Source organism: Citrobacter sp. Cpo069, from assembly GCF_030332785.1.
GTDB classification, from domain to species: Bacteria; Pseudomonadota; Gammaproteobacteria; order Enterobacterales; family Enterobacteriaceae; genus Citrobacter; species Citrobacter portucalensis.
On the sequence record NZ_JAOWHD010000056.1, the window covers coordinates 1 to 16455 of the forward strand.

Genomic DNA, 16455 nt, shown 5'->3' on the forward strand with positions numbered 1-16455 from the left:
TGCGCGATATTCTCGCCAGCATTAGCGAAGATAAGCGTATTCAGGTGCTGCTGATTTCATGGTGTTTTGGTGGATTTCTTGAAGCCGCAGCGGGCTATGGCACGGCGGTCGCTATTCCGATCGGCATTCTTATTGCGCTGGGATTCAACCCGCTGAAGGCTGCTATTGCTTCTCTGGTGGCGAATACCGTTCCCACCGCATTCGGCGCGGTCGGGATCCCGGTTTCTATTCTGGCAGAGCAGGTTAATCTGCCGGTTTATACCTTAGGCGGAACCATTATTTTGCAGCTCGCGCTGTTTAATATCCTGCTGCCGTTTGTGATTGTCTGCATTATTGGCGGCGGCCTGAAAGCCATTCGTGGCGTATTTCTGATCACGTTGATTTGCGGCATCACCACGCTGGTTCCGCAATATTTTGTCGCCATCCATCTTGGCGCGGAATTACCCGCTTTTGCCGGTAGCCTGGTCAGCCTGTTTGCCGTGGCGATGGTCAGTCGCCTGCGCAAAGGGAAAACCGATCCAGAGTGGCGCATTGAGGTCAGCCATACCCGCGAAACCACGCCACGCTCGGCAAAAGTGCTGTTCCGCGTGGGCTCTATCTATCTGTTTATTTTTGTATTTATCCTGCTGTGTTCGCCGCTGTTCCCGACAATAAAAGGCGCGGCGTCCCAACTGGCTTCGGTGCTGCATTTCACGTTGGCTGACGGCAAAACGATGGCACTGAAAGTTGAATGGGTGACCACACCAGGGATGCTGATCATCTTTGCGACCATTATCGGCGGTTTTATTCAGGGGGCGTCCGCACACGGGATGCTGGAAGTATTTATCAAAACGATTTTCCAGCTTAAAAACTCTATCGTCGCAATTATGGCGATCGTCGCGCTGGCCACGGTGATGGATCTCAGCGGGATTATCTCCACGCTGGCGCAGTCGATTGTCGATCTGACCGGCAGCTCGTACGTCTTCCTCGCCCCGGTGATTGGCGCGCTGGGCACGTTCGTTACCGGCAGCGATACCAACTCGAACATTCTGTTCGGCAAGCTGCAAACCATTGCTGCCAGCAAGTTACATATCGATCCCAACTGGCTGGCGGCGGCCAATACCTCTGGCGCTACGGGCGGGAAAATGATTTCGCCGCAAAGCATCGCCATCGCGGTTTCTGCCACCAAAATGGACGGTCAGGCCAACCAGATTATGTCTGGCACCATGAAATACTGCTGCGCCTACATTGTGATCCTCGGCTTAAAGGTTGGTCTCTTTTATTACTGGTTTATGGCGTAAGCCATTGTCAACCCCGTCAAATTCGCGGCAATCGTATTTGACGACACAGTGACCAAAAAGGTTTACACCGCCCCAGGAACGGAACAAGGCGACAGGCTTTACGATTTGTCGGCGCTGACTAAAATAGCGCCGATGTTTCAAATCGAGGATTGTTGTTATGTTGTTCTGGAAAAAGATGGTGAAGAAGTTCGACGCCTTTTCCGCGTTGATTCCACCACGCTACTTCCGCGTGTAATACCTGGCACTTATGCCTGATGGCGCTTCGCTTATCAGGCCTACATTTCACACTCATTTGTAGGCCTGCGTTTCACGCTCATTTGTAGGCCGGATAAGGCGCGAGCCGCATCCGGCAGCGACAGCAGCGTAAAATGTTCACCCCTTCCTCTTACGCAGACCGCATGCTCTTAACACCGCCACCCACAGACGAAGCCACGCGAAACGGTAGACCAGAGGATGCTGAAGCCGCAGCAATGTCAGAAACATAGAGCCCCCTCGTGGCGCTACAGTACCACTGCCCGATAGCGAATTTGCGGATCCATTATCTGGTGACGCGCATCTATCAGTCGCAGTTCATACGAATCATGCTCTTTCGTCAGTCGCATCACCGCATCGACGACACTGGTGGTCCGCTCCAGCGCCTGCTTGTCCTCATAACCATTGAGCAGTGAGGCCAGCATCAAGCTGCAAATCAGATCCCCAACACCCACCGGCATTTTGGCAAAGGTATACAGCGGCCGGGCAATGTGTAACGTCTGTTCCGGCGTCACCAGCAGCATTTCAAACGCCTGTTTGTCCCGTGAGCAGTCGCCGAGATGCTTCACAAGCACCTTCTTCACACCCCACGACACCAGCTGCTGCGCCGCTTCCACTACCTCGTCAAAACCACGCAGTTGTCTGCCCGTCAGCACGCCCAGCTCATAGAGATTCGGTCCCATGATGTCGGCCAGTTGAATGGCATCATCGACAAAAAAGGACTCTACGCCCTGCGCGACAATGCAGCCTTTTTGCGGGTCGCCCATCACCGGATCGCAAAAATAGAGCGCCTGCGGATTACGCTGACGAATGGTGGTGACCGCGTGCATCACCTCTTCACAATGACGTTTATCCCCGAGATACCCGGACAGCACGGCATCGCATTGCGCCAGCTTTTGCAGGTCATCCAGCCCGCTGATGATGGCACTCAGCTCGCCGTGCGGCATCGCCATGCCCTGCCACATCCCGTACTGGGTGTGGTTGGAAAACTGTACGGTGTAAAACGGCCAGACATCGATCCCCGAAAGCTGCATCGGCAGCACAGCGGCTTTATTTCCGGCATAGCCATAAACGACTGACGACTGAACAGACAACACGTTTTTCATTTTGACTCCGTCTAACGAAACGTTGGCAGCAGACCAAATACGTCCAGAACAACCGTCAGATAGACAACCGCTCCACAGACAATCACCAGGTTAAGCACGGTGTTATTACAGGGCGCGGTATAGCTGGCGGTCGGAAAACGTTTCCGCGCGGCTTTCACCAGGAACGGCGGCAGGATCACGCTCCAGATGGTAAAGGCCAGACCGGCATAGCCAATCGCGTGCACAAAACCGTTCGGGAAGAAGAAGCACACGGCGGCTGGCGGGAAGTAGGTCACCAGCGCGGTTTTCAGTCGGCCCATGCCGTCATCCGGGAAGTGAAACAGGTCGGCGATATAATCGAACAAGCCAAGCGTCGCCGCCAGCAGAGAACTGGCTACTGCGAAGTTGCCGAAGAAGGTCAGGATCAGATCCATATACCGGCTGGTGAACAGCTCGCTGATGGCCTCAACAAACACGTCGATATTGCCGCCTTTGGCGATAATTGGCGGAAACGCGGAACGGCTGATGTTACCCATCGTGACGCCCAGCCAGAAGATATACAGCAGCAGGGCAAACAGCGTACCGATGATAATCGAACGCGTAATATTCGAAATCCCGCGCGTACCATACAGCTTGACCAGGCTCGGCACGTTACCGTGAAAACCAAACGAGATAATACAGAATGGCAGCGTCATCAGAATGTAAGGCAGGTACTGTGAGTTGGGCAGCGCCACCGCCACGCTGTCGACAAGTTTCGCCACTTCAATATGACCAACCAGCCCGGAGAAAGTAGCAAAGAACGCGATAAACTTACCGATAATCAACACGGTAGTGATGCGTCCGACCAGCAAGGAGCTGTACCAGGCAATCGCGCCGACCAGCATGCTGACGATCACCACCGAGATATTCGCCGGAAAGCGCACGCCGCTGTATTTGAACACGGTTTGCGCCATCACCGCTGACGATCCGGAAATATAGGCATAGGTCAGAATATACAGCACAAAGCCGAAAGCGATACCGACAACGATATTCCATTTACGGCCTAATAAATCCTGAGTAAAGGTATTAAAACTGGCACCGGCGCCATAATGCAGGTTGACTTCAACCAGCATCAGACCGGTTAATAACATCATGATGGCGATAAACAGAAGAATAACAGACGCACCGGGGAACCATACGCCGGCCATCGCAATCGGCAGGGAGAACATCCCGCCACCCACTACGGTCGCGATAACCAACATGGTTCCGCTAATCAGTCCGGGGGTACTACTCTGTCGCTCAATGGCATTAATATCCATGATAAATGTTCCTGTAGACTATTCGTTATAATTACAGCTGTCATTTGTACATCATGCGGATAATAAAAATGTCGGAGTCAGGGTTTACTTTTTTAGTTATGTCACGGTAACGGGCACCGCAAAGGCTTCCTGTTCATGGAAAAGGAATACAAAAAAGCCCCATCACGTGATGGGGCCATAACTATTTTTTAGATGTAATCAAAGCGTGCAGTAAAGAAACGCAACTGCTTCGGCTCGTAAATAAACTTCAGCCCGCGAATATCTTCTTTGTGCTGGTAAAGTTTAATAATACCGTCAGCCACGACATCCATATGTGCGTAGGTATAAACACGGCGTGGAATAGTCAGACGCACGGTTTCCAGTTTCGGTCTGTGGTGTTCACCGGTCACGTTATTACGGCCCGCAGAGATAATTCCGCGTTCCATACTACGTACGCCGGTTTCCACATAGATGCTGGCGGCCAGACTTTGTGCCGGGAACTCGTCCTGCGTCAGATGCTCGCAGAAGCGACGCGCATCGAGGAATACCGCGTGACCACCCACCGGTTCAACAATCGGTACACCAGCAGCTTTCAGCTTATCACCCAGGTAGCGAACCTGCTTCACGCGGTGCTCGATGTACTCATACTGCATGGCTTCGCGCAGGCCAATCGCCATGGCTTCCATGTCGCGTCCGGCCAGGCCGCCGTAGGATGGCATACCTTCGTAAACCACGACTAACTCTTTGGCAGAAGAGAACATTTCGTCATCGTTCATGCACAGGAAGCCGCCGATGTTCACCAGACAGTCTTTTTTACCACTCATGGTACAACCGTCGGCGTAGCTGAACATCTCATGCACGATCTCGGCGATGCTCTTGTTCTCAAATCCCTGCTCTTGCTCTTTGATAAAGTAGGCGTTTTCTACGCAGCGGGTAGCGTCGTAGAACACTTTAATGCCGTGCGCTGCCGTCAGTTCACGCACCGCACGCATGTTCGCCATGGAGACCGGCTGCCCGCCCGCGAGGTTAACCGTCACCGCCAGGCAGATATACGCAATATTCTCTGCGCCTTTTTCATCAATCAGTTTTTGTAATTTTTTAAGATCGATATCACCTTTAAACGCAATATTCAGACCGGCATCGTGCGCTTCGTCACGAACGATATCGACAAACACCGCACCATTTTTTTCCTGATGATAACGGGTGGTAGTGAAATACATATTCCCGGCAACATATTGCCCTGGTTTAATAGCCAGTTGCGATAACAGGTTTTCTGCGCCGCGGCCCTGGTGAGTCGGAACAATATGTTTAAAGCCGAACAGTTCCTGCACGGTTCTTTCCAGATGATAGAAGTTTTCGCTGCCCGCGTAAGCTTCATCACCCATCATCATTCCGGCCCACTGCTTGTCGCTCATTGCGTTAGTGCCACTGTCGGTCAGCAGGTCAATATAAATATCTTTCGAATTTAACAGGAAAGTATTGTAACCCGCTTCCTGCATTTTCTTAAGGCGCTTATCACGCGGGATCATAGATACAGTTTCAACGCTTTTAATACGGAAGGGTTCTGCCGGATAATTCATTTTGTTTCTCCAGTAACAGTGGTCATGTACGTATTAATGTGAAGTAAATCATACCTGGTTCATCAATAAAGTCTGATGAAATATAACTATTCGCCTCCTGAGCCAGGGGGAGAAATAATGTGGAGGCACTATGCAAGATTTGATTGATTATGGAAATAGCCCGGTCAACATTAATCACTGGCAATAATTTAGAAAGCTGTAAATATGAGTGATGCAAATCACACGTTATTTTTTTACCCGTTCATATTCAACGAGTTTTTTTTGCGTGTTGATTTGCCCTTCACCGTTGCATGTCACTGGAGAAGGAAAATACTGAAAACTTAACTTTCCAGGCTGTTCTCATAATGTATTGCTCAATGAGTACACCCCAATTTGTGAGAGTCGGATCACTTCCCGGGTTTATATTTGTGATTCACATCACTAAAAGTGTAAAGCAAAGTGTACAATTAAACGTTGTTTCAGAGTTTGCTATTTGCTTCAGTGAGTTAGATCGCATTTTTGGTCTGATGCCGACAGGCGTTGTTTTCTGGAGCGTGGGGATATTCAGGCGCGCGAAAGATAATGAATAAATACGATTAATAATACCGGATTTATTGGGATGAAGGCGTTTTCTATTTATTCCAAAAGCATGCTATTCGCGCTTATTTCATCTTATTTATGTCTGGACTTACCGAAGATTACTGGGGAAATTTACAGGGGTTTTATTAGCGCGATGCGAAGGTGCGCCAACACCTGCGCATCGCTAATCACAGTAACTATTTATATAAACGTATAACAGGAGGGACATCATCCCTCCTGTTATCGCGATAATGCCAATAATTATTTCACTAACGCAGATATATCCTTGAACAGCGAATGGGCTATTTCCACACCGTCACGAGTTGTACGCGTACGGGAATGATAGCGACGCTCGCCCGGCAAACGCGCCCCTTGCCGCTGCATATCGGCAAAGAGTCTCTCGGCACGTGCAAGATGCTGCGGAGCCTCCCGTCCCAGAAAGCGGGCCGGGTCCAGGGCCAGAATCAGCTCGCCACCATAGGGCAACCCACCAGCCCCCTTATCCCACGCCAGCGATTCCGCGCTGGTCATATCGCCGATGAGCGGTCCGGCAAGCAGTTCCACCATTGCCGCCAGTGCAGACCCTTTATGCCCGCCAAACGTCAACATCGCACCGTCGAGGATCGCCTGCGCGTCGGTGGTGGCCTGACCGTCACCGTCAATCCCCCACCCTTCCGGCACCGCTTTTCCCGCCCGTTGATGGAGTTGGATCTCTCCCCGTGCCGCCGCACTGGTGGCCATGTCGAAGATAAACGGGGGTTTTTCTTCACGCGGCCAGCCAAATGCTATCGGGTTAGTGCCAAAAAGCGGCTGCGTCCCGCCTGCGGGAGCAACCCACGCATGGCTGGGCGTCGTCGCCAGCGCCACCAGCCCCGCCTCCGTGAGCGGCTCAACGTCGGCAAACAGCGCCGAAAAGTGCACACAGCGGTTAATCGCCAGGGCTGCAATACCGCTGTGGCGCGCCTTTTCTATCAGCAGCGGAAGCGCGCGCTCGAATGCCAGCAGGGAAAATGCCCCACCGGCGTCCACCTTCACAATGGCCGGAGCGGTATCGGTGATAACCGGTTCAGCGTCAGGTGACACCTTTCCTTTACGTCGCGTCTCCACAATCCCCAGCAACCGCCACAAACCATGCGAGGCACAGCCATCACGCTCACCGTGGGTCACGTTGGTCGCGATCGCCACGGCATGCGCTTCACTGAATCCGTTCCCGCGCAGCACCTTATATGCCAGCGCATAAGCCTCTGTTAACGAGAGGTTTACCATCTCCATGACCGACTCCTTTACTCTTCTTCATCACCGGTAAAGTTAGCCCGCGGCAGACAGGTTCGCTCACCCCAGTAGTAAATTCCCAGCGACATCACCGCTACCACCACCGTATCCCACGGATGACCAATCACCCCTGTGCCCCCAAAACTGCCCAGCCAGGAGAAGAGCATAATCAGCGCGTAGAAGGCGATAAGCCACAGAGACGATTTCACCTGCTGCGCCAGACTTACGGTGTGTACCGGCACTTTTGATTTGCAAAGCACATAGACGACAAACATCACAATCTGCAGTCCCAGCAGCCATGACAGCGTGCCCCAGCCAGACCAGAATACAATCAGCGCCGAAATCACAAACGACACCGGACCGATAATCCCGAAGGCACGCACGCGGAATGGGCGCGGCAAATCCGGTGCATTACGACGTAGCCCCGCCGCCGTGACCGGGGCAATGGCGTAGCTCAGTACCAGCGCCGCCGACACCACGCTTATCAGCTGTTCCCATGACGGGAACGGCAATGTCCAGAAGATAGACAATGCAAAGGTCAGCCACAGCGCCGGACGCGGAATGCCAGACTCTTTATCGATGTGGGTAAACGTCTTAAAGAAGGTGCCTGCTTTGGCCCAGCCATAAATCACGCGCGGCGTGGCGTTCATGTAGATATTGCCGGTACCACTTGGGGAGACAATCGCGTCGCACACCACCATAAACGCCAGCCAGCCCATACCGAGCGTAATGGCGATATCCCGGTACGGCAGCGAGAATTGCTTGCTGATCTCCGCCCAGCCGCCACCCAGCATTTCGGTCGGAATACTGCCAAGAAATGCCAACTGCAATAGCACATAAATAATCGTCGACAGCACCACAGATAAAATCAGCGCCACCGGGATGGTACGCTGTGGATTCTTTACTTCACTCGCCACCGAAATAATTGGCGTCAACCCCAGGTAGGCGAAGATGATCCCACCGGCGCTAATCGCAGCCTCAACGCCCGACATACCAAAGGGTACAATCCCCTGAACGTGCAGGTTCTCAGGTTTGAAAAAGGTAAATAGCGTCACAACGACCGCCAACGGCACCAAAAATTTCAGAATACTGATGATGTTATTGGAACGGGCAAACGTTTTAACGCTGTAGTAATTCAGCCCGAAGAACAAACACAGCAGCAAAAACTGCACTACCCATCCCAGCAACGTTGGGTCGCTTGAACCAGTTTGAGTCAGCATCGGGAACCATGCTGCCGCATACTGCCGCGCAGCAACAATCTCTATGGAGATGAGGCTTGAAAACGCAATCAGCGTAATAAATCCAAGCAGATACCCCATCAACTCACCGTGGGAAAAGACCGGATAACGGATAATCCCCCCGGCACGAGGCAGTGCCGCGCCCAGCTCACAATAGACAATCCCTAACAGCAGAACGGCAATCCCACCGATGACCCACGAGGCAATGCCCGCAGGTCCGGCAATCGATGCCACATGGCTTGCGGCAAACAGCCAGCCGGAACCGAAGATAGCCCCAAGCCCAATAAACGTCAGGTCGGTTAGCGTTAGCTGCTTTTTAAATTTACCCACCTCAGCAACGCGGGCCTGTGTTTGGTGCGTAGAGTGAATCGTCATGGTCATGCCCTTCAGTCAACAGAGGGGGAAATGGCTTCCCGGGTCCACTGCCCGTTAATCAGGCGCAGCAGGTTCAGAGGGTTGTCATCCTGGACAGCAGGCGGAAGCAGCGCGGCAGGCACATTTTGCAGGCATACCGGGCGTAAAAAACGGTCGATGGATTGCGTCCCTACCGAGGTACCGCGAGCATCGGTGGTGGCAGGCCACGGACCGCCGTGCACCATGGCATCACAGACCTCGACCCCGGTCGGATAACCGTTAAACAAAACGCGTCCCGCTTTTTCAGTGAGGGCTGGCAGCAGGCGCTGTGCCAGCGGCCCATCATCAGATTCGGCGTGCACAGTAGCCGTCAGTTGGCCCGGAATCACGCGCAAAATGGACTGCAACTCCGCCTCATCGGCCACCTCGACCAATACCGCCAGCGGGCCAAACACTTCCTGCTGTAGCAGTGGATCCTGTGCCAGCAGCAGCGAAGCCGGAGCCTGATACAACCGGGCCTGCGCGCGGCCGATAACCGATTCATCAGACCCTGCCAAACGCTGAATATGAGGATGTGCCTCAAGCGCGCTGACACCCTCTTCATAATGGGCAAGCGTCGGGGCATTCAGCATGATCTGTGCCGGAGCCTGGTCAACCGCGACCTTCAGCGCCTGCGTGAAGCGGGACATACCCTCGCCGCGTAAGACAAGGATCAGCCCCGGCTTGGTACAAAACTGCCCACATCCCAAAGTGAAAGAGGACACCAGCTCATTGGCCAGCGTTTCTGCCCGCGTGGCGACGGCCTGCGGCAGAATAATCAGCGGGTTAATGGCCGACATTTCCGCAAAGACGGGGATCGGCTGCGGACGCTGCTGCGCCAGCTGCCAGAGCGCCTTACCGCCGCGCAGCGAACCGGTAAAACCCACCGCCTGAATCGCCGGATGGCGAACCAGATCCGCGCCAATATCGGTGCCGAAAATCATGTTAAAAACGCCCGCAGGCAGGCCAGATGCCGCGACCGCACGCACAATCGCCTGGGCAGTCAATTCCGCCGTCGCCATATGCCCGGGGTGCGCTTTCACCACCACCGGACAACCCGCCGCCAGCGCGGATGCGGTATCGCCTCCCGCCGTAGAAAAGGCCAGCGGAAAATTGCTGGCCCCGAACACCGCCACCGGGCCAAGCGCGGTCAGATACTGACGCAGATCCGGACGTGGCAGGGGCTGGCGGTCAGGGAGTGCGGTATCAATGCGTACGCCAAAGGCATCGCCCCGACGTAGCACCCCGGCAAACATGCGCAGCTGATTACTGGTACGGGTGCGCTCTCCCTGTAACCGCGCCAGCGGCAGTGCCGTTTCCTGGTGGGCTATGGCGAAAAAATCCTCGCCGAGCAAATCCAGCTCGTCGGCAAGGGTGTCGAGAAAGCGGGCACGCACGTCTGGCGCTGTCTGTGAATAGACAGGAAACGCCTGGTCAGCCGCCTCCGCCGCCGCGGCGGCCTCCTCACGAGAGGCCGGGTAAAAATGGTATCCGGTCAGCTTGCCGTCAGCGGCACGCAGGCTTGGCAGCGTCGCCTCACCGCTTGCCACGCGGCGTCCGGCGATAAACTGCTGACCCGAAACAGAGAGAGGTAGCGTCATCATCACTCCTTTACTTAAAGGCCAACATCCGGCAGCTGTGGACGGGTCGCCAGCGCCTTCTCAACAATCGCCACCACTTGCGCACGGGTATCCCCTTCCAGCGCCAGACGCGGTGGACGGGTAATGGCGCTGCCACGCCCCAGCAATTCTTCACAGAGCTTGATGCACTGCACCAGATCCGGGCGCGCATCCAGATGCAGCAACGGCATAAACCAGCGGTAAAGCGCCATCGCTTCCTCATAACGCTGTTGTTTCGCCAGGCGGAACAACGTCTCCCCTTCACGCGGGAAGGCGTTCGACATTCCGGAGATCCAGCCTTCCGCCCCAACGGCAATGCTCTCGACCACCACATCATCCAGCCCAGCGAACAGCACAAAGCGGTCGCCAACAGAGTTACGCAGGTCGATAAAACGGCGGGTATCGCCGGAGGAGTCTTTGAAGCAGACGATGTTGTCGCAGTCGGCAAGCGTCGCCAGGATATCCGGCGTCACGTCGTTTTTGTAAATCGGCGGGTTGTTGTACACCATGATAGGCAGGTCGGTAGCCGTAGCCACACTGCGGAAGTGGGCCGCTGTTTCATGCGGTTTTGAGGAATACACCAGCGCAGGCATCACCATAATACCGTCGACGCCCACGCGCTCTGCCTCTTTCGCCATCTTCTGTGCAAACGCAGTGGTGAATTCGGCCACCCCCGCAATGACTGGGATCTGACCGCCCGCTGCATCTTTCGCTACTTCGATGATCTGCAGCTTTTCCTGCGTGGTCAGAGAGGTGTTCTCCCCCACGCTGCCGCACACCACCAGGCCAGAAACACCATCCTTGACCAGGTTTTTCATCACCGTATGGGTGGCATCCAGATCTAGGGAATAATCGCTACGAAACTGGGTGCTGACTGCCGGGAATACACCGCTCCAGTGAATGGCTTTCTTGCTCATGTTCGGTTCCTTGTCGTCAATTTGTTAATTTAAAGTGAATGAATGGTGAATATTCACTGACAGATTGACGTTTCAGGCGACCGACTGCTTGGTGGTTTTCTTCCTCTTTGATGACGAAATTAGCACAGTGAGTGTGTCTTACCCGGCAAGCGTAATACGAAAATCACGCGGCGTAGAGCCCGTCATCGCCTTAAACTGGCGGCTAAACGCGCTGTGATCGGTATAACCGCACTGCAACGCAATATCGGTAATCGGCGTATCGCCCGCCAGCAGTTCGGTGGCTTTTTCCAGCCGAACTTTGTGGATCATCTGGCGCGGCGTGAGATGAAAAATACGCTTACAGTAGCGCTCAATTTGCGCCACCGACATGCCGCTCAGGGCGGTTAGTTCTTCCATCGCGATGGGACGGTGATAATGGTTGCGGATATGATCGTCGACGATCGCCAGCCGCTGCCACGCCGGGTGACGCGCCTGTGCTTCCTGCAGATCGTGTGAAATCCCCGCCATACCGATGACCTGGCCCTGCGCATCCCGCAGCGCCAGCTTCTGGGTCAAACACCAGCCGCGTTCACGACCGTTGTAGAGATGCATTTCCAGCTGATCGCGCAGCGTTACCCCTTCGCGCAGCACCCGCATATCCTGCTCGGTATAGCCCAGCCCAAGCGCTGAAGGGAAAACATCAGCAGAGGTTTTACCCAGCAGAGAAACGACCGTCTTAAACCCGCAGCGTCGTGCCAGTGTCATATTGACCATCAAATAGCGGGCCTGCACATCTTTGATAAAAAAAACCACATTCGGAATGGCATTGAGCAGCGGCGCAATCAATGCCATCGCATGGAGCAACGTCTGGATATTGTCCGGACGCTGACGCGCCAACCCCTCACATATCTGGCTAAGTTCAGCCACTTCAGGCACCGGCGACGGGGCCCGCACATCATTAATCACACAGGACATCACGCTTCCTCCCGATTAGTGATTTGAATATTTATTAACTTTTTGTTAACTCAGCAAGCATCCTTACTGCGTTTTGCGATCCTACCGTAGATTTAAAATTTCCCCTTTTCCAGCCACTGGCGCGGTTGCCTTTTTTGGTTTACCACACCACTAACAAAATGATTAATAACAAATAAATATGATATCGCCTTAACGATGACAGCGGCCATTATGCTGATTTCGTCATTTACAGTGACGAAAGCGATCAAGCCGGGACGCAAAGCTTGCGCCAGCATTTAGCAACAAAATATTAACTTCCCGGAGATCCTATGACAGAACAGTACAGTGAACTGAGAGTGATTGATTCTCACACCGGCGGTGAACCCACTCGCCTGGTCATCGACGGCTTTCCGGATCTGGGAACGGGGAACATGAGCGAGCGTCGCGAGCGCTTTTCCCGCGACTACGACGACTGGCGTAAAGCCATTATTCTTGAGCCACGCGGTAATGACGTTCTGGTCGGTGCATTGCTCTGTGAACCGGTTTCGCCACAGGCCACGGCGGGAGTCATCTTCTTTAATAACTGCGGCTTTTTGAACATGTGCGGTCACGGCACCATCGGGCTGATTGCCTCGCTGGCATGGCTTGGGCGCATTCAACCCGGTAAACATCTGATTGAAACGCCGGTGGGCGATGTGACCGCCACGCTGCACGAAGACGGCAGCGTCTCGGTCGAAAACGTGCCGGCCTACCGCTGGCGTAAGCAGGTACAGGTTGAAACCATCCACGGTACGGTAACGGGTGATATCGCCTGGGGCGGCAACTGGTTCTTCCTCGTCAACGATCATCCGTTCGCGGTCTCGCCGGAAAAGATCCCTGAATTGACGGAGTACGCATGGGCAATCCGTGAAGGGTTAGATCGTGCAGGCATCCGTGGCGAACATGACGGCATTATCGATCATATCGAACTGTTTGCAGAAGATGATCGCGCGGACAGCCGCAGCTTTGTACTCTGCCCCGGTAAAGCCTGGGATCGATCGCCCTGCGGCACCGGCACCAGCGCCAAACTGGCCTGTCTGGCAGAGGACGGAAAACTCAAATCCGGAGAATCATGGCGACAGGCGAGCATCATCGGCAGCGAATTTACGGCGCATTTCGTGCCGCATGGCGACAAGATAGTCCCGACGATCCGCGGAGAGGCATGGGTCTGTGGTGATAATAAGCTGATCCTCAATCCTGAAGATCCGTTCTGCTGGGGGATCTCGCTGTGATCGAAAGTGACGTCATCGTCATCGGTGCCGGGATTATCGGGGCCGCCTGCGCCTGGCAACTGGCCGCTCGCGGACAGCGAGTCACGCTGGTCGATGACGGCAATGCGGGCGCGACGGCGGCGGGTATGGGTCACCTGGTGTGCATGGATGACGATCCTGCGGAGCTCGCACTCTCCGCCTGGTCTCTGGAGAGCTGGCGCAAACTGACGCCCCGGATGCCGGAAAGCTGTGCCTGGCGCGGATGCGGCACGCTGTGGCTGGCGGAAACGCCGCAAGAGCTTGCGCTGGCAGAAGAAAAAAAACAACGGATGGCACAATACCAGGTTGTCAGCGAAATGCAGACCCGCGATCGGCTTGCCGCACGCGAACCGCTGCTCACCGCCGGACTCGCTGGCGGGCTGTGGGTCCCCGGCGACGGGATAGTTTACGCCCCAAACGTCGCCCGCTGGTTTATTAACGATGCCGATTTAACGCACCTTCGGGATAGCGCCCTCTCTGTTGATGCCCCTTACGTCACCCTACACAGCGGTAAACGACTGCGCGCGCGCGCCATCGTCATCGCCAGCGGTCTGGGGGCCAATATGCTGCTGGACGAAAACTGGCTCAGACCCAAAAAAGGCCAGTTGGCGATTACCGACCGCTACGGCCCCTTGCTCAGCCACCAGCTGGTAGAGTTGGGATACGGTGCCAGCGCCCATGCAGGCGGCACCTCAGTGGCATTTAACATTCAGCCACGCCCCACCGGACAGTTGCTGATTGGCTCATCCCGCCAGTTTGATAACACCGACCGCGAGGTTGACCTCCCCCTGCTGGCACAGATGCTGGCGCGCGCGCGCCATTTTTTACCCTCTCTGGAGACGCTAAATATCATCCGTTGCTGGAGCGGTTTTCGCGCGGCATCGGCTGACGGCAACCCGCTGATTGGCCCACATCCTGCGCGTCCGGGTATCTGGCTGGCGCTGGGACATGAAGGACTGGGCGTCACAACCGCGCCAGCAACCGCCGAGTTACTTTGCGCCCAGATCCTTGGCGAGCGCCCGGCGGTGTCCCCGGATGCCTGGCTCCCCGCTCGCCTGCACAAGCAGGAGGCCATCGCATGACAACCCTGAACGTAATTATCGACGGCCAGACCTGTGAGGTTCCCGTCGGAATGAGTATTGCAGCAGCACTGGTCCTGGTGGGCAACGGCGTGACCCGTCGTTCGGTGAGTGGTCAACTGCGCGCGCCCTTCTGCGGAATGGGAGTTTGTCAGGAGTGCCGCGTCACGGTGAACGGGCACCGGGTACTGGCCTGCCAGACGGAATGCCGGCCCGAAATGGTGATTGAAAGGAGCCATCATGCAAAGCGTTGACTGTGAGATCCTGATCCTTGGCGCAGGGCCTGCCGGATTGTCGGCGGCACTGGCTGCCGCACGCTGTGGAAAATCAGTGATAATCCTTGATGACAACCCTCGCCCCGGCGGGCAAATCTGGCGCGACGGGCCGCAGGTCTCACTCCCCCGGCACGCCAGACGGCTTCGTCAGGCGGTGGCGGAACATCCCCACATTACGCTGCTGAGCGGTGCCCGGCTAATTGCCCGCCCCGACCCACATTCCGTAGTCTTCGAAACCGCAGGCGACTGCGGCGAAATCCGCTGGCAGCGGCTGATTTTATGCTGCGGCGCCAGAGAACTCTCGCTGCCTTTTCCCGGCTGGACGCTACCCAATGTGACGGGGGTTGGAGGCCTGCAGGCGCAGATAAAACACGGTCTGCAGCTCAAGGGGGAACGCGTGGTCATTGCAGGCAGCGGTCCTCTTCTGCTGGCGGTCGCTAGTACAGTGAAACGCGCTGGCGGGAATATTGTCGCCATCATCGAACAGGCCCCGATGACCGCACTGGCCCGTTTCGCAACCGGGCTATGGCGCTGGCCTGAAAAATTGCGTCAGTTCGGCGAGCTCTTTCCAGCCCGCTATCATCCGGCAAGCCAGGTCATCCAAGCGCAGGGTGATACCTGTCTGCAGTCAGTGACCGTGCGCCACCAGGGGCAAACCCGGGAGATCGTCTGCGACAGGCTGGCCATTGGCTATGGGCTGGTACCGAATACAGAACCTGGCGCAATCTTTGGCTGCAAAAGAGAAAATCAGGCTATTTGGGTCGATGCGGCGCAACGCACCAGCGTGCAGGATATCTATGCGGCAGGAGAATGCACCGGCTTTGGCGGCAGCGAGCTGGCGTTAGCCGAGGGAGAAATTGCCGGCTACGCCGCCGCAAATTGTCCGCAAAAGGCCCAAAGCGCCGTCTCTGCGCGCGCCCGCTGGCAGCGTTTTGCCCAGGCGTTGCATACGACGTTTGCGCTGCCGGAGTCGCTAAAAGCCGCGACCACCGCGGATACGCTGCTCTGCCGTTGTGAGGATATTCGTTGTGGCGACGTGCAAAACGCCGAAAGCTGGCAGGCGGCAAAGCTCGCTTCACGCTGTGGAATGGGAGCCTGCCAGGGGAAAGTCTGCGCCACCAGCGCCCGCTGGCTGTACGGCTGGCCGCTGCCGCAGCCGCGCGAACCGCTCTCCCCCGCGCGTGTCGACACGCTTATCCATCTCGCAAAACCTGAGGGCTGATGGTCAGGTTTAAAGGCGCCCACTGGCGCCTTTTTTGATGTGGTGTATCCGTAGACCTTTTCGTCAAAGGGAATAATTTTTATCTTCACACATATCTATTTCGCTCTGTGTATTGGGAACCGAGCGTCCTATTTCTGCCAAACATTCAAAAATATAAAGGGAATGTAATGCATGTTTAAAATATGA

Annotated in this window: 13 protein-coding genes; 5 read left to right on the forward strand and 8 right to left on the reverse strand. The window is 55.3% G+C overall.

From position 1 onward, the window contains the following. On the forward strand, window positions 1-1280 hold a 1280-nt coding region (locus OGY08_RS14530), incomplete at its 5' end, for an L-lactate permease (protein ID WP_286565950.1). Between the two features lie 500 nt (window positions 1281-1780). On the opposite strand, the gene pdxY is transcribed toward OGY08_RS14530, so the two are convergent. From pdxY to OGY08_RS14570, 8 genes are all read right to left on the reverse strand, one after another. Continuing rightward, on the reverse strand, window positions 1781-2638 hold the full coding sequence (pdxY, locus tag OGY08_RS14535) for a pyridoxal kinase PdxY (RefSeq protein ID WP_286565952.1): 858 nt from the start codon (window positions 2636-2638) through the stop codon (window positions 1781-1783). 11 nt (window positions 2639-2649) lie between these two features. Beyond that, window positions 2650-3915 (reverse strand): aromatic amino acid transporter, encoded by a 1266-nt coding sequence (locus tag OGY08_RS14540; RefSeq protein WP_048215030.1) that lies wholly within the window; start codon window positions 3913-3915, stop codon window positions 2650-2652. Between the two features lie 188 nt (window positions 3916-4103). Beyond that, on the reverse strand, window positions 4104-5474 hold the full coding sequence (locus tag OGY08_RS14545) for a tyrosine phenol-lyase (RefSeq protein ID WP_286565954.1): 1371 nt from the start codon (window positions 5472-5474) through the stop codon (window positions 4104-4106). Window positions 5475-6293: 819 nt separating this feature from the next. Beyond that, window positions 6294-7304 (reverse strand): Ldh family oxidoreductase, encoded by a 1011-nt coding sequence (locus OGY08_RS14550; RefSeq protein WP_111466176.1) that lies wholly within the window; start codon window positions 7302-7304, stop codon window positions 6294-6296. An 11-nt stretch (window positions 7305-7315) separates the two neighbouring features. Continuing rightward, window positions 7316-8917: an APC family permease gene (locus OGY08_RS14555; protein ID WP_234103054.1), complete on the reverse strand. Its 1602-nt coding sequence runs from the start codon at window positions 8915-8917 to the stop codon at window positions 7316-7318. Between the two features lie 11 nt (window positions 8918-8928). Beyond that, window positions 8929-10536, reverse strand: a complete 1608-nt coding sequence (locus OGY08_RS14560) for an aldehyde dehydrogenase (NADP(+)) (protein ID WP_234096423.1) — start codon at window positions 10534-10536, stop codon at window positions 8929-8931. Between the two features lie 14 nt (window positions 10537-10550). Continuing rightward, entirely contained in the window at window positions 10551-11471 is a 921-nt protein-coding gene (locus tag OGY08_RS14565) for a dihydrodipicolinate synthase family protein (RefSeq protein ID WP_003830108.1), read from the reverse strand. A gap of 138 nt (window positions 11472-11609) precedes the next feature. Continuing rightward, entirely contained in the window at window positions 11610-12425 is an 816-nt protein-coding gene (locus tag OGY08_RS14570; protein WP_008786078.1) for an AraC family transcriptional regulator, read from the reverse strand. Window positions 12426-12733: 308 nt separating this feature from the next. On the opposite strand from OGY08_RS14570, the gene OGY08_RS14575 reads away from it, so the two are divergent. Genes OGY08_RS14575 through OGY08_RS14590 form a run of 4 tightly spaced genes read left to right on the forward strand, consistent with a single transcriptional unit; the run spans window position 12734 to window position 16269 of the window. After that, a complete protein-coding gene (locus OGY08_RS14575; protein ID WP_234103053.1) occupies window positions 12734-13675 on the forward strand; it encodes a 4-hydroxyproline epimerase in 942 nt (313 codons plus the stop codon). Further along, window positions 13672-14775, forward strand: a complete 1104-nt coding sequence (locus OGY08_RS14580; protein ID WP_020996246.1) for an NAD(P)/FAD-dependent oxidoreductase — start codon at window positions 13672-13674, stop codon at window positions 14773-14775. Before OGY08_RS14575 ends, OGY08_RS14580 begins: the two co-directional genes overlap by 4 nt. Continuing rightward, window positions 14772-15026 carry a (2Fe-2S)-binding protein gene (locus OGY08_RS14585; RefSeq protein WP_234103052.1) on the forward strand — a complete coding sequence of 85 codons (255 nt, stop codon included), beginning with the start codon at window positions 14772-14774 and terminating at the stop codon, window positions 15024-15026. Before OGY08_RS14580 ends, OGY08_RS14585 begins: the two co-directional genes overlap by 4 nt. Continuing rightward, on the forward strand, window positions 15013-16269 hold the full coding sequence (locus OGY08_RS14590; RefSeq protein ID WP_241176598.1) for an NAD(P)/FAD-dependent oxidoreductase: 1257 nt from the start codon (window positions 15013-15015) through the stop codon (window positions 16267-16269). Before OGY08_RS14585 ends, OGY08_RS14590 begins: the two co-directional genes overlap by 14 nt. The last annotated feature ends 186 nt before the right edge of the window (window positions 16270-16455 follow it).